Raw genomic sequence first — 14,806 nt, 5'->3', positions numbered from 1 at the left:
CCTTCGCTATTGCGTTCTTATCGATCGAGAATGCGTCCCCGGATGATTCTTGTTGCAGGGAAGGGATCCGTCTCGCCGAATGGGCCTCACCGCGGAACGTTCACGACAGATTCAATTGCGGGTAGCCCAACTCTTCCGAAACTCACAGGAAATCCGCGTACCCCCGGGCGGCCGGGGGTACGCGTGCTACTTGGCAGGGACGTTGCCCTTTCAACGAGACTGTCAGGAAGCCGAGGAGCTGAATTGGTTCGCGCGTGGATCGTCCATGCCGGAAGTGGTCCACGAAGGCGGCTGGAAATGCGCTCCGCCGAACATGGGGTAGGCCAAGATTCCTTGTTGGTCCTGGAGCTGCGACCAAGGCCTGTTGATGCCGAGTGTGCCGTAGCGCCGGACCTGCGTGACCCTGTCGAGGTCCAGGACGGCAAAGAGGATCTCTTCGCCTCCCCTGGCCTGCTGCATGATGGTGCCTTCCGGATCGACGATGACACTTTCTCCCACAGCCGATGGGTCGGCGCCGTTGACGTTGACCACGTATACCTGGTTCGCGAAGGCGTTGGCTCGCGACATCACGATTTCCATTTCCCTGTCTCGGGTTGTGGTGAGGGTGGGCTGGATGATGACTTCTGCGCCCAGCCATGCCAGCTGCCGGGATACTTCCGGAAAGCTCCCGTCGAAGCAGATGGCGAGGCCCACCCGTCCGCGGCCAGGGATGTCGAAAGTCACGAACGAGTCGCCGGGAGTGGTGGTTTCGAACGGACGCCACGGAAAGAGCTTCCGGTATCGGGCAACGATCTCGCCTTCAGGGGAAACTGCGATTGCCGTGTTGTAGGTGTTTCCCCCGTCTGTTTCCAAGAGGGATCCGGGTACGAGCCAGACTCCCAGGCGGCGGGCCAGAGCGGAAATGCGATGTGTGAGTTGACTTGGGATGGGCCCGGCTGAACGCGTCTCGCCGTCCGGGTCCGGGATCAGGAATTCCCCGGGCGCTGCGAGCAGCAGTTCGGGTGCGACGATGACATCGACTCCAGGGCCGAGGTGCTTGGCGGTTTCGGCCTGGGCGGCAAACCGTTCCCACGTTGCTTCGACATCGTAGGGAACGGGCTTCGTCTGGATTGCCGCAATGGAAAGGACTCGCATTTATGCCTCGGTTTCGGTGCTGAGTATGGATTGCAATTCGTTTCGGGTGGAGAAGGTTCCCCTGGGGATCGTTTGTCCGGAAAAGTAGGAAGGCAGTTTCGGGCGGATGATCGCGATGACCAGGACGCCCAGGGCGAGGGCCCCGATTCCGATCCAGAACACCGTTCCGATGCCAAGCCAGGAGAGCCCCGCGTATTCGGGTGACAACATGTCGATGGCGCTGTACGCAAACGCACCAGTCATCAGGAGGGCACCCAGGCCAGGGAGGATGCCCTTGAGCAGGAGGGCAGGCGCTGAAGTGCGCATCTCGGGGGAAAAGTAGACCACACAGGCCAGTGCGGTTACGGCGTAGTATGCGGCGATCATCAGGCCGACTGAAAGAATGGCGAGGCCGATGAAGTCGGCGCTGATCGATGCGAGCACTATTGTCACGGCAATGCTCAGGAAGGCCCACCAGGCGATTGACGTGGTGGGTGTCCCCCGGGAGGGATGCATCTTCGTTGTGGCTGCGGACAGCGCGCCGTACGTTCCCATGCTCAGCCAGGACCGGGGAGTGCTGATCGCGACGGTCATCAGGGCCGCCAATGCCGAGATCCCGACGGCGAGAATGATGACCTGTCCGAAGATGCCGCCGGTGGCTTGTGGACCGAGCACGGACAGGACGTCCGAGACGGTCGCCGGATCCGTGATCCCCTTGGTCCCGGCAAATCCGACGGCGGCGGTCGCGGTCACGACGTAGAAGAACAGCAGGATCACGGTGGTGATGACCACGGCCCGCCCGGGTGTGCCTTTGCGATCGGTCGTTTCCTCATTGACCGCTATGAGCGAATCCCAGCCCCAGTAGATGAACAGGCACAGGATGACGCCGTGGACCAGGCCGGAAAGATCGCCGGAGGCAAAGGGATTGAACCAGTCCAGGACCGGCGTCTCCGCACCGGCTACTGAACTGCCGGCGGCCATGGCGGTAAAGGCTCCAATGCAGAACCCGCCTAGGGCAACCAGCTGCAAGGCAATCAGTGCGTACTGGAGCCAGGCGGATAATTCGATGCCCCTGGCTGCCACAACAGCACTGAGGGCGATCATCCCGCCCGCGATGGCGACGACGATTACGGGTTGGGAGGCCGCCCAGCCCAGCCCCAGAAAGGTGAGGAGGTATGTCGTGGCTACCTGGGCCAGGGCCGCACTGGCGATGAAGGTGGCGATCTGAGGCACCCAACCACCGAAAAACCAGCCGGCCCACGGCCCGAACACTCGTGAGATCCAGACGAAAACTCCGCCGCAGTCGGGCATTTCCCGGTTGAGGTCCCGGAACGCGAAGGCCGTGAACAAGATGGGCAGGAACCCCAGAAGGAACGCGGCGGGCGTGCTCGTCCCCACTGCGAGGACAACGAAGCCGAGGGTTACGGCAAGGCTGTACGCCGGGGCAACCGCGGCGAGCCCCAAGGCCACTGTTGGGCCGATGCCGATCGATCCGGCTTTCAGTCCTTTGGTGGTAGCGGGGGGCGGAGCAGCGAGGGGTGGAGCGGTGGGGGGTGGAAGGTGATGTGACATGGAGACTCCTCATCGAATCAAGTTATTTGAATCACATTCAAATTTGAATGCCATTCAATACTCGATTAGGCTGGTTGTCAACAGGCATCGAAGCGGGGGACGGCAATGGCAGGGCTCAGCAAAAGGGAAGTGCGTCGACGGGAGATCGTGGCAGCGGCGCAAGCTGTCGCCGCCCGGGATGGTGCGGAAGGCGCAACGCTGCGCGCAATAGCCGCGGAGGCCGGTATGGCCGCCAACGCCGTCCTGTACTACTACGGGAGCCTTGCCGATATCACGGCCGCCGCGGTCAAGGCTTCCTCCGACCGCCTGCTTGCAAAGCTGTCGGAGGCGGTCAGCGCCGATATGAGCCCGACTGTCCGCCTCGCCGCGGTTATTCGGGCAGGAACCACCGCAGGGTTGGATAACGATGTCTCCCGGATACTCTACGAGTACTGGCCCCACTCGCTCAGGGACGCGGAGCATCGGCGGATGCAAAACGAACTCACCAGCGCCCAACAGCTCATCTACGAAAGGGTCATTGCCGAGGGCGTGGAGGCCGGTGAGTTCCTTCCAGTATTTGCTCCGCCCAAGATCGCGCGCACCCTCGTGGCCCAGGAGGACGGGCTGGTCATGGATGTGCTGGCCGGCAATGCCAGCAAAGACTATGTGCTCGACCTGATCGCGAGTCTCGCCGCGGCCCTCCTTGGCGTCAACAGGGAGGTGCTCCTCGACCACGTCATCGCGCTACCCGAGCGGCGCACCCAGTGATGCCGAGAACTCCATTGCCACTTTCGCCGCCAGAGCCCCGGCCTGCTCCAGATGGCGGCCGAAGCGCTGCTTCGGGGCACTGACATTGAACGCCGCTACGATCCGTTTCTTGAAGTCGTAGACAGGAGCTGAAACGCCCACCACTCCTAGTTCGAACTCTTCGTCCACCACTGCATAGCCGCGCCGGCGAATCAGGGAAATTTCGGCGCAAAGGTCCTCGAAACTCTGGATCTTGTTGGGCCGGTGGCCGGGTTGGCCTTGCCCTGCTTCCAACGCCAGGGGGGAGAGATCCTGCAATTCCGAGGCTTTGGCGGCGTTGGTGTCATACCAATCGCGAAGGGCTGTGGCGTCCCAGTCACTGACCAGCACGCGGCCGGAGGATGTGCCCCACGCGTCAACGCTGACGCCTTCCCAGCCGAGTGCCCTGTACGTGTGGTTGGACATCTCACTCTTCAAAGTAAGCACAGTGCCGCCACGCAGCACGCAGAGGTGCGTGGTTTCGTGGGTGGCTGCCGAGACGCGCTTGAGGAACGGAGTCGAAGCACTGACCATCCTGGCTTCCGCGGTCCGCGCGGCCAAGGCGTAGAGCCCGTATCCAAGGCTGTACAGGAGGCTATCCGGGTCCCTGTCGACCAGGCCGGCCTCTGCGAGGGTGGCAAGCGTCCGGGACACCTGGGCCTTGTCCCGGCCCGCGATTTCGGCGACCTTGCTCACGCCCAATCCGGAGGCGGCCACCGACTCCGGGGAGCCCAGGATTTCCAGAAGCTCCAGATCGCGCCGCAGGCCGGATGAATTGCGCCGCGCAGGGCGGGGGGCAGCTGAAGCATTTGAGTCACTCACAAAACGACCATAGCAATGTCGAGTTGACATATCAACAACTCGCATTGCGCAAAAGGGAACTCACCTCATACGGTTGTGGCATGGCTCACGCAGTTGTGAGTCCCCATCCTTGACCCGACGAAGTGAAAAGGAGGATCACGTTGAACGACTCGTTCTTCTCGGACTTCGGTTTGTTCCTCACAAAGAGATCGGCAGACATCGCCGAATCCGCCACCCAGCATCTTGTGGTTGTTTTGGTTTCCTTGCTGATCGCCACGGTAGTCGGCGTCGGCATCGGAGTGCTTGTCTGGAACAAGCCGATCAGCCGCTCGGTAGCCATTGCCGGTGCAGGCGTCGGCCTGACGATCCCATCCATGGCCTTGCTCGCGCTGCTCATCCCGGTCTTGGGCCTCGGCTGGACCCCCACCATCGTGGGACTCGCCTTTTATGCGCTGCTGCCCATCATCCGCAACACGGTTGTTGGACTGCGCGAGGTCCCACCCGCGGTCTCCGAATCCGCCCTCGGAATGGGAATGGGAACAGTAAAGACGCTGTTCCGGGTGCAGCTGCCCATGGCATGGCCCGTCGTCCTTACCGGCGTGCGGGTCTCCGCGCAGCTCTCCATGGGAATCGCCGCGATTGCCGCCTATGTGGGCGGACCAGGCCTGGGCGGAATGATCTTCAAAGGCTTGTCCAGCCTTGGTTCAAAGAATGCCCTCAACTTCGCCGTCGTCGGAACCGTCGGCGTCATTGTTCTCGCCCTGCTGCTGGATGCAGCGTTCGTTGCCATCCGCCGCCTCACTACCTCAAGGGGACTTCGTGTCTGAAACAATCTTGCGTCCGGCAGCCGGCGCCCGGATCGTCCTCAAAGACGTCACCAAGACATATCCCGGCCAGGCCGGACCCGCCGTCGATTCCTTTTCCATGGACATCGCTCCAGGCGAGTTGATCATGTTCGTTGGCCCCTCGGGTTGCGGCAAGACCACCACCATGAAGATGATCAACCGAATCATTGAGCCGACGTCTGGATCGATCACCATCGACGGCGAAGACATCCTCTCGCTGAACCCCAACGAGCTCCGCCGGCGGATCGGTTACGTGATCCAGCAAATCGGCCTGTTCCCGCACATGACCATCGCCGAGAACATCTCCGTGGTCCCCAAGTTGCTCGGCTGGGACAAGAACAAGACCCAAGCCCGCGTCGAAGAGCTGCTCTCCGTCGTCGAACTTGACCCCAAGGTGTTCGCTTCCCGCTACCCGCGCCAGCTATCCGGCGGCCAGCAGCAGCGGGTGGGCGTGGCACGGGCCCTGGCTGCGGATCCGCCCGTCATGCTCATGGACGAGCCCTTTGGCGCAACGGACCCCATCACCCGCGAAAAGCTGCAGAGCGAATTCCTCCGCTTGCAGGAAAAGCTGAGCAAGACGATCGTCTTCGTGACCCACGACTTCGACGAAGCGGTCCGGCTCGGCGATCGCATCGCTGTCCTGTCCGAGCGCTCGCAGATTGAGCAATTCGACACCCCGGCGAACATCCTGGCACATCCGGCCAACGACTACGTCTCGCAGTTTGTCGGACACGGCGCGGCCCTCAAACGCCTGGGGCTAATCCCGGTGAACCAAGCCACGCTCGGCCCCACCGTCGCTGTCCGCGGTGCCATCGAGGTCAGCCTCACCGACTCGCTCCGTGACGCGCTGGATGCCCTGGTCCTCTCCGGCGGGACCCCAGTTGCAGTAGTCAACGCGCATGGCCGGGCTGTCGGCTCCATCGACATCCAGAAGATCTCCGCCGTCCTGGGGGCCGAAGTCCTCCCCGACGCATTGGCCGGCGGAACGTTGAGCGGAGCCCGGCCATGACAGCCCAGGCCACCTTGGATCTTGCCACGGCCTTCGGAACGGCATCCAACCGGCGAGGGAAGTACTTCGCCGTCAAGCGCTTCGGCACCCCGGTTGTCATCGTGCTCGCGTTGCTCGCGCTGTTCTTGTGGCTCGGATCGCTTTCCCTGGACTCAATCGAACAACGGACCCTGAACTGGCAATACCTCCAGGACCGCACCTTCGAGCACTTGCGGTTGACGGTTGTCGCGTCAGCGATTGTCGCCGTCATTGCCATCCCGGCCGGCATCGCGCTGAGCCGTATCCACTCAAGGACTGTCCACGCGGTGGTGTTCGGCATTGCCAACGTCGGCCAGTCCACTCCGGCAATCGGCTTGGTGATCCTGTTGGCCATTGTCTGGAAGCTCGGCTTCGAAGTGGCCCTCGTCGGCCTCGTGGCCTACTCCGTCCTGCCCGTCCTGCGGAACACCCTCGTGGGCCTGGAACAAGTGGACTCGAGCCTCACTGAAGCGGCCCGGGGAATGGGCATGCACCCCCTCCAGGTCCTTACCCGGATCGAGCTGCCCCTGGCGATCCCGGTGATCGTGGGCGGCCTGCGCACCGCCTTGGTGTTCTGCGTCGGGGTGGCCACAGTGGCCACCTTCATCAACGCCGGTGGCTTGGGCGACATGATCGTCAACGGCCTCAAACTCCAGCGTTGGCCCGTGCTCATCACCGGAGCCGTAGTGGTTTCCTGCATCGCCCTGGCCATCGACTGGATCGCGGGGCTGGCCGAAGACCTGCTCAAACCCAAAGGCCTCTGAGTCCCCACGCCTTTGACACCAAGAACCCTCCTGAACCAAAACCCCAAAATCCTCCAAGCCTTCCCCCAGTGGCGCCTGCCCACTTCAGCAAAGGACCCAACATGAAGAAACCAGTACTCGCACTCCTGGCCACCGGCGTCGTTGCCGCCCTGAGCCTGACCGCATGTGGCGGCTCCGCGAGCTCATCCACGGACACGGCCAAGGGCAAAGAGCTCGACGGACTGACCGGCGTCTTTGGAGCCAAGGACTTCTCCGAGCAGTTCATCCTGTCAAACATCGCAAGCCAGGTGCTCAACGCCCACGGCGCCAAGACCACTACCAACACCAAGGTGGTTGGTTCCGCCAATGTCCGTACGGCTTTCGAAACCGGCCAGTTCGCGGGCTACTGGGAGTACACGGGCACGTCCTGGATCACGTACAACAAGCAGACCACCCCGATCAAGGACAAGAAGGAAATGTTCGACGCCGTGAAGGCCACCGACGCCAAAAAGGGCATCGCATGGTTGGACCCGGCGCCGTTGAACAACACCTATGCCTTCGCTATCCGCGAGGACAAGGCCAAGGAGCTCAACATCAAGTCCCTTTCCGACATCGCGAAACTGCCGGCCAAGGAGCAGACCTTCTGCATGGAAAGTGAATTCTCCACCCGCGACGACGGCTGGCCCGGGCTGAAGAAGGCCTACGGCCTCAGTCCCGACGCGAAGGTCTCGATGCTGGACACCGGCGTCATCTACACCGCCACCCAGAAGGGCCAGGACTGCAATTTCGGTGAAGTCTTCGAAACCGACGGCCGAATCTCGGCACTGAAGCTCCAGGTCATGCAGGACGACAAGCAGTTCTTCCCGATCTACCAGGGCGCCCTCACCATCAAGGCGGACATGCTCGCCAAGTACCCCGCCATCGCGGACATCATGGCTAAGGTCTCCCCGAAGCTCACCACCGAGGTCATGCAGAAGCTCAATGCCAAGGCCGACGTCGATGGAGACGATCCGGACAAGATTGCCAGCGACTGGCTGAAGTCGGAAGGACTGATCTAGCGATGACTGCGGTGCAGATCGGCGAATCATTCGTAGGCGACGGCCTCAACGCGGCCCATGTGAACACGGTCCTCGGCCACAGGGATGGCCCGGCGGGCACCGCCTGGGCCACTGCCCTCGCAACGCCCAGCGCTGGACATGTCCCCTTCGTCACCGTCCTCCGGCCCTCCCTGCCAGTCAAGCCGTTGACACTGTTCGTCACCAAAGCGGCTCCCGCCAATGAGCGGCACGGCAACCTCATCTGGGGCGCCGCGCAGGCAGGCATCGCGGCGGGCGTCGCGGATGCCTTGGCAGAGGGTACCGTCACCGCGGAACAGGCGGATTCCCATGTGGTGATCGCCGCCGTCTGGGTCAACCCTGGCGCGGACGACGAAGACGCCGTCTACCGGAACAACCGCGAGTCCGCACGCACCGCCCTGGAAAACGGGGCGCAACAGTTGCCCTCAACGGCGGCCGTCATCGAGGCCCGCAACGTCCCGTCCAATCCCTTCTTCACTCCGCGAGGCTGACAACAATGAAGATCACCGCCATCCGGCTGACCCGCATGGTTCTGCCCCTCGACCCGCCCTTCAACGCAGCGTGGGACCCCGTACCGCGTACCACGTTCCCGGCCACGCTCGTGGAAGTGGAAACAGACGAAGGCATCACTGGCGTTGGCTCGGGCGACACCATGGACGGGTTCGAGGCCTACGAGCACTTGTTCATCGGCACGGATCCGCTGGCCATCCTCAACCAGGTCCGCCGCATCGAAACCATCAACTTCCATGGCGGCCGCTACTGGCCTTTGGAAGCGGCGCTCTGGGACATCATCGGCAAGGTGGCCGAGCTGCCCGTGGCCATTCTTTTCGGGGGAGCGCGCAACAAACTGCTGGCCTACGCCTCTTCCGGCGAACTCAAGGCCCCTGCTGCCCGGGCCGAATCCGCGCTCGCTGCCAAGGACCGCGGCTTCAAGGCGATGAAGATCAGGATCGCCCGGGACCACCTTGAGGAAGGCGTGGAATCCGTCCGTGCGGCCCGGGAAGCCGTCGGCAGCGATTTCGACCTCATGGTGGACCTCAACCAGATGTGGCGCATGAGCGGCGACATCGAACCGGCTCTGGAGTTGGCGAAGGTCCACAAGCTCGCAACGCAGTTGGCCGAATTGGATGTCCGCTGGCTCGAGGAGCCGCTGCCGCAATCCGACATCAAGGGTGCCCAGCGTGTTCGCGAGCAGACCGGCATCCAGGTTTCGGGCGGAGAAATGGTCCGGAGCATGCCCGAGATGATGGCACTCATTGAAGCCGACGCCTACGACATCTACCAGCCCGATGTCGCTCTGGCTGTAGGCATGTACCGGGCCCGGCAAGTGGCCGAGACCGCCAACCTCAAGCACCGCTTCTTCACTCCGCACACCTGGAGCAACGGACTGGGCCTGCTGGCCAATCTGCACGTAGCCGCCGGCGTGGACGCGGGGCCATACTTGGAATTCCCCTACGATCCGCCCGGCTGGACTCCCGAACGACGCGACTTCTTCATGGAGCCGCTGGACATCGACGCCGACGGTGCGCTCCGCGTACCCGACCTTCCGGGCCTGGGCGCCGTCATCGACTACGACGCCGTCAAGAAGTACTCGGTCTAAGGAACCCGCAATGACAGCAACGAAGAACGACTGGATCCAGAGGGCTGGCGCCCAGCGCCCTTCCACTGGTTTGTACATCGACGGCGGCTTCCGCGACGCCCGAAGCGGCGAAACGTTCCCCACGGTCTCGCCCCGCGACGGCTCGGTCACCGCCCGCGTCGCGGCAGCCGGGGAGCAGGACGTTGACGACGCCGTCGTCGCCGCGCACCGCTCCTTCGAGGCCGGTGCGTGGTCCAAGACCGACCGGCGCCACCGCCAACAGGTCCTCACGCGGCTCTCCGAACTCATCCTGGAGAACCTCGAGGAACTCGCCCTCCTGGAATCCACGGACAGCGGCCACCCGATCAGCGACGCGCTCGCCGTCGACGTGCCAAGCTGCGCCCGGACCTTCCGCTGGTACGCGGAAGCCCTCGACAAGGTGTACGACGACGTCGCGCCCACTCCGCGCAACGCGCTCGCCCTCATCTCGCGGGAACCGCTCGGCGTGATCGGCGCCGTCGTTCCGTGGAACTACCCGCTGATCATCTCCGCCTGGAAAGTGGCCCCGGCCCTGGCAGCCGGGAACTCCGTCGTACTCAAGCCTTCCGAACAGACGAGCCTCAGCGCCCTGCGCCTTGCCGAGCTGGCCACAGAGGCCGGTGTCCCGGACGGCGTGTTCAACGTCGTTCCCGGCCTGGGACACGTGGCCGGAGCCACCCTGGGCCGCCACCCGTTGGTCGACAAAATCACCTTCACCGGATCCCCGGAGGTGGGCAGGTACTTCCAGCGTTACGCCTCCGAATCCAACGGCAAGCAGGTGGCGTTGGAGCTCGGCGGAAAGTCCCCCCAAGTGGTGCTGCACGACGTCGGCGACATCGCAGCGTGCGCGTCCGCCGTCGCATGGGGCATCTTCTACAACGCCGGCCAGACCTGCCACGGCGGCTCCCGCCTCCTCGTAGACGAGCGTGTGCACGACGAACTCCTCGAAGAAGTCATCAAGGTGGGCCGTTCCCTGCAGCTCGGCGACCCGCTGGACCCTGCAACGCAGATCGGCGCCATCGTCGACGAGCGCCAGCTGGAGAGCATCCTGGGCTACTACCGCGTCGCCGAGTCCGAGGGCATCACGGTCGCCAGCGGAGGCACCCGGATCCGTCCGTCCGGCGTCGAAAACGGCTACTACCTGGAGCCCACGGTCCTGGACCGCGTCAACAACTCCGGGCGCATCGGCCAGGAGGAAATCTTCGGGCCGGTCCTAGCCGTCAGCACGTTCCGCGGCGCCGCGGAGGGCGTCCGGATGGCCAACGACAGCAAGTACGGACTCGCGGCAAGTGTCTGGACGCAGGACATCACGAAGGCACATACCGTGGCCCGCGAATTGCGCGCCGGCACCGTGTGGGTGAATACCTTCGACGTCGCAGACATCATCACTCCCTTTGGCGGCTTCAAGGAATCGGGTTTCGGCAGGGACCGTTCTCTGCACGCCCTTGACGCATACTCCGCCCTGAAAACCACATGGATCAACCTGGGCGACGCAGCCCTGGATGACGCCTGACTATCGGAATCGAGACTTGATATGACAGCAACAACCCACGATCCTGCCGCCGGGGCGGCTTCCCCCGAACCGGCCTTCACCCCAGGAACGGTCCGCATCGGCTTCATTGGGCTCGGCAACATGGGTTCTGGCATGACCCGCAATCTCCAGTCCGCCGGCTTCCATCTGGTCGTCAACGACGTCCGCAAAGGGTCCGCCGCCGAACTCCTTGCCAATGGCGCCGAATGGGCGGACACCGCAGCGGCAGTCGCCGCCGGCTCCGACGTCGTGATCACCATGCTCCCCACCCCTAAGCACGTCGAATCCGTCGCCATGGGTCCGGGAGGCATCCTTGAGGGACTGCCCGACGGCGGGACATGGGTGGACATGTCCACTTCCGTTCCGGACGTGGCGAACCGGGTCCGCGAAGCCGGGGAGGCCCGCGGCGTCCGCGTCCTGGACGCGCCCGTGAGCGGTATGTCTGTCGGGGCCGCGAACGGCATGCTGCAGATCTTCATCGGCGGCGAGGCTGCCGACGTCGAGCGCCTCCGCCCGGTGTTCGAGGCAATGGGGGACCCCGAGCGGATCCTGCATGTGGGCGGCCACGGAGCAGGCTACGCCGTGAAGCTCATGATCAACCAGCTGTGGTTCTCCCACCTCGTAGCCACGGCAGAGGTCCTGAGCACCGGAGTTAAGGCAGGCGTGGACTTGGAAGTCCTACGGCAGGCCCTCGTCGCCAGCCCGGCCAACTCGAACTTCGTCCAGAACGATGTCTTGTCCATCCTGAACCACGGTGACTACGACGAAGGCTTCGCGATAGCCCTGGCTTGCAAGGACCTCGGCCTCTCGGTGGACCTCGCCCGTTCCGTGGGGGTCCCCGTGGAACTGTCGTCGCTCGTGGAGCAGCTCTACCGCCGGGCCAAGGCCCTCTACGGCGATAAAGCCGGCGAAATGACGCCCGTGAAACTTTACGAAGACGCCATCGGAATGCAGTTGCGGGCCGCAATCGTGCCCGCTATCGCAGCAGAAGGAGCCTGACATGCACACCCGGATGCTGATCCACGCGGAGCTCGCCTCCAGCGAACTGACCCTTGATCCCAAACCAACGGCGTACTTCGGCCGAGGGAAGGTCGCCGAGGTGGGCGGGATCGTGGTCGCGCTCGGCGCCACGTCGGCGATGATCGTCACGGACCCGTTCCTCGCCACCACCGATGTCGTGGCCGCCGTCCGTGCCTCGCTGGAGGCGTCCGGACTGGGCGTCACTGTCTTCGACGGCGTTACCCCCAACCCGACCACCACTTGCGTCGACGCTGGCGCGGACCTGGCCGCGTCCTCCGGAGTGGACGTCCTCGTGGCCGTGGGCGGCGGATCTTCCATGGACGCCGCCAAGGGGATCTCGCTGGGAGCCGTGAACCCGGCCCGCGGTGCAGGGCTGGACTATAGCAACCACTTCGCCAACCCGGCGCTGCCCATCGTGGCGGTCCCGACGACGGCCGGCACCGGCGCCGAAGTCAACGCTTTCGGTGTGGTCACCGACGTCGAGGCCCACCGGAAGTTCTACGTCGGCCACGAATCCGCGTTGCCCAAGGCGGCCGTCCTCGACCCTGAGCTGACGCTCGGACTGCCGCCGAAGGCGACCGCTGCCACGGGGATGGACGCGCTCACCCACGCGATCGAGTCCTACTCCTCCATCCGACGGAACCCCTATTCGGACGGCATCGCCCTCCACGTGGTGTCCATGGTGGCCGAGTTCCTGCCCCGGGCAGTGGCTGACGGATCGGACATCGAGGCCCGCTCCCAGCTGCTCCTGGCGTCGCACATCGCTGGCGTCGGCTTCTCCCACACGGGTCTCGGTCTAGTCCACGCCATCGCCCACCCGCTGGGCGGCCGCTTCAACATACCGCACGGCTTGGCGCTGTGCCTGGTGATCGAGGACGTGCTCCGGCTGAACCTACGCAACCGCCTGGACCGCACCGCCCGCTTGGCCTTCGCCCTGGGCGTGGGGGATACGGCTGCCGCCGTCGAGGCCAACGCCGAGGCCGCGATCGCCGCCGTCGCCACCCTGGCCCGCGACGTCGGCATGACGGCCCGACTGGCTGATTTCGGCGTCACTCTGGCGGACCTCGATTCGCTCGTGGAAGACACCCTGGCCGATGCCGTCATCAACAACACGCCGGTGCCGCCCACCGCCGTCGAAATCCGCACGATCCTCGAGAAAGCACTCTAAGTGGAAAACACCCTTGCGCCCGCCGTGCCCGCACCCGCCACGATCGACCCGGAACTGGATTTCATCGCATCGCTGCCGAAGCAGCTTTTCATCGACGGCGAATGGATCGACGCGTTCGACGGCGCCACTTCCGCGGTCGAGGACCCCTCGACGGGTGCCACGCTGGCGTGGATCGCGGATGCCTCACCGTCCGACGGTGAGCGCGCGCTGGCCGCCGCCGCCCGGGTCCAGGACAGCTGGGCCGCGACGCCGCCGCGCGAACGCGGCGAAATCCTGCGTCGCGCCTTCGAGCTGGTCACCGCGCGTGCCGACGATTTCGCCCTGGCGATGACCTTGGAAATGGGAAAACCACTGGCAGAATCCCGGGGCGAAGTGGCCTACGGCGCCGAGTTCCTGCGCTGGTTTTCCGAGGAAGCCGTGCGTATCTCCGGCCGCTATTCCACGGCGCCGGATGGCAAGTCCCGGCTTCTGGTCACCAAGCGGCCCGTGGGTCCATGCCTGTTCATCACGCCGTGGAACTTCCCGCTCGCCATGGCCACCCGCAAGATCGCGCCGGCCGTCGCCGCAGGCTGCACCATGGTGCTCAAACCGGCCAATCTGACCCCGCTGACGGCCCTGCTGCTCACGGATGTGTTCCAGGAAGCGGGCCTGCCTGCGGGGGTCCTCAACGTCATCCCCACCACGCGCCCGGGCGATGTGACCGGACCGTTGATCCGGGACAGCAGGCTGCGGAAATTGTCCTTTACCGGTTCCACCGGAGTGGGCCGGCAGCTCATCGCCGACTCCGCCCACCAAGTGCTGCGGACCTCCATGGAGCTGGGCGGCAACGCGCCGTTCCTGGTCTTCGAGGATGCGGACCTGGAGGCGGCGTTGGACGGAGCCATGCTGGCCAAGCTGCGGAACATGGGGGAGGCCTGCACGGCGGCCAACCGCTTTATTGTCCACGAGTCGCTCGCCCTTCAATTCAGCCAGGGCCTCGCGGACCGCATGGGATCACTCAAGCTTGGCCGCGGCTCGGCCGGGGGCACCAACATCGGGCCCCTCATCGACGCCAAGAGCCGCGCCAAGGTGGATGAATTGGTGCAGGACGCCATCGCCGGGGGAGCCACGGCACTTACGGGGGGTGCGCCGTCGGACGGTGATGGCTACTTCTACCCGCCCACGGTACTTACGAACGTGCCGTCCAGCGCGCGGATCCTGCAGGAAGAAGTCTTCGGACCAGTGGCACCCGTGGTCAGCTTCCGAACCGAGGCCGAAGCCATCGCGCTGGCCAACGACACCGAATTCGGACTCGTCGCCTACGCCTACACCCGGGACCTGAACCGCGGCATCCGGCTTTCCGAGCGGGTGGACGTGGGCATGTTCGGGCTGAATACCGGCATCGTGTCCAACCCAGCGGCCCCCTTCGGCGGTGTGAAGCAGTCCGGGCTGGGCCGTGAAGGCGGCAGCGAAGGCATCGAAGAATACCTTGAAACCCGCTACATCGGCATCGCGGATCCCTCCCTGATGGGAACGCGGGCATAGTGC

General features: G+C 64.4%; 14 protein-coding genes. 11 read left to right on the top strand and 3 right to left on the bottom strand.

Annotated elements, in window-relative coordinates; translation table 11 throughout:
• Positions 1–222: 222 nt before the first annotated feature.
• Both LFT47_RS18275 and LFT47_RS18270 read right to left on the bottom strand, forming a co-directional pair.
• Entirely contained in the window at positions 223–1,134 is a 912-nt protein-coding gene (locus LFT47_RS18275; RefSeq protein ID WP_236812877.1) for a carbon-nitrogen hydrolase family protein, read from the bottom strand.
• Entirely contained in the window at positions 1,135–2,685 is a 1,551-nt protein-coding gene (locus LFT47_RS18270) for an APC family permease (protein ID WP_236812875.1), read from the bottom strand.
• 105 nt (positions 2,686–2,790) lie between these two features.
• Between LFT47_RS18270 and LFT47_RS18265 the strand changes: the two genes are divergently transcribed.
• Positions 2,791–3,432: a TetR family transcriptional regulator C-terminal domain-containing protein gene (locus LFT47_RS18265; protein ID WP_236812873.1), complete on the top strand. Its 642-nt coding sequence runs from the start codon at positions 2,791–2,793 to the stop codon at positions 3,430–3,432.
• Here LFT47_RS18265 and LFT47_RS18260 read toward each other — a convergent pair.
• On the bottom strand, positions 3,409–4,272 hold the full coding sequence (locus LFT47_RS18260; RefSeq protein WP_236812871.1) for an IclR family transcriptional regulator: 864 nt from the start codon (positions 4,270–4,272) through the stop codon (positions 3,409–3,411). The genes LFT47_RS18265 and LFT47_RS18260 overlap by 24 nt on opposite strands.
• 140 nt (positions 4,273–4,412) lie before the next feature.
• Here LFT47_RS18260 and LFT47_RS18255 point away from each other — a divergent pair, with 140 nt between their 5' ends.
• The 10 genes from LFT47_RS18255 (at position 4,413) to LFT47_RS18210 (ending at position 14,803) form a co-directional block, all read left to right on the top strand.
• A complete protein-coding gene (locus tag LFT47_RS18255) occupies positions 4,413–5,078 on the top strand; it encodes an ABC transporter permease (RefSeq protein ID WP_236812869.1) in 666 nt (221 codons plus the stop codon).
• Positions 5,071–6,105 (top strand): ABC transporter ATP-binding protein, encoded by a 1,035-nt coding sequence (locus LFT47_RS18250; RefSeq protein ID WP_236812867.1) that lies wholly within the window; start codon positions 5,071–5,073, stop codon positions 6,103–6,105. The genes LFT47_RS18255 and LFT47_RS18250 overlap by 8 nt, the downstream gene beginning before the upstream one ends.
• Positions 6,102–6,887 (top strand): ABC transporter permease, encoded by a 786-nt coding sequence (locus LFT47_RS18245; protein ID WP_236812865.1) that lies wholly within the window; start codon positions 6,102–6,104, stop codon positions 6,885–6,887. Before LFT47_RS18250 ends, LFT47_RS18245 begins: the two co-directional genes overlap by 4 nt.
• Before the next feature lie 101 nt (positions 6,888–6,988).
• Positions 6,989–7,924 carry a glycine betaine ABC transporter substrate-binding protein gene (locus LFT47_RS18240; protein ID WP_236812864.1) on the top strand — a complete coding sequence of 312 codons (936 nt, stop codon included), beginning with the start codon at positions 6,989–6,991 and terminating at the stop codon, positions 7,922–7,924.
• 2 nt (positions 7,925–7,926) lie between these two features.
• Entirely contained in the window at positions 7,927–8,433 is a 507-nt protein-coding gene (fae, locus tag LFT47_RS18235) for a formaldehyde-activating enzyme (RefSeq protein WP_236812862.1), read from the top strand.
• Positions 8,434–8,438: 5 nt separating this feature from the next.
• Complete coding sequence (locus LFT47_RS18230) at positions 8,439–9,542, top strand: mandelate racemase/muconate lactonizing enzyme family protein (RefSeq protein ID WP_236812861.1); 1,104 nt, start codon at positions 8,439–8,441, stop codon at positions 9,540–9,542.
• Between the two features lie 10 nt (positions 9,543–9,552).
• On the top strand, positions 9,553–11,073 hold the full coding sequence (locus LFT47_RS18225) for an aldehyde dehydrogenase (RefSeq protein ID WP_236812860.1): 1,521 nt from the start codon (positions 9,553–9,555) through the stop codon (positions 11,071–11,073).
• A gap of 21 nt (positions 11,074–11,094) precedes the next feature.
• Positions 11,095–12,090, top strand: a complete 996-nt coding sequence (locus LFT47_RS18220) for an NAD(P)-dependent oxidoreductase (protein WP_236812859.1) — start codon at positions 11,095–11,097, stop codon at positions 12,088–12,090.
• A 1-nt stretch (position 12,091) separates the two neighbouring features.
• Positions 12,092–13,279, top strand: a complete 1,188-nt coding sequence (locus tag LFT47_RS18215) for an iron-containing alcohol dehydrogenase family protein (protein ID WP_236812858.1) — start codon at positions 12,092–12,094, stop codon at positions 13,277–13,279.
• Positions 13,280–14,803, top strand: coding sequence for an NAD-dependent succinate-semialdehyde dehydrogenase (locus tag LFT47_RS18210; protein ID WP_442863417.1), 1,524 nt, complete (start codon positions 13,280–13,282; stop codon positions 14,801–14,803).
• The last annotated feature ends 3 nt before the right edge of the window (positions 14,804–14,806 follow it).

It is taken from the genome of Arthrobacter sp. FW306-2-2C-D06B (assembly GCF_021789175.1).
Classification (GTDB): Bacteria; Actinomycetota; Actinomycetes; order Actinomycetales; family Micrococcaceae; genus Arthrobacter.
The sequence above is the reverse complement of the archived record's forward strand: the minus strand, read 5'-3'. Positions and strand labels throughout refer to the sequence as shown.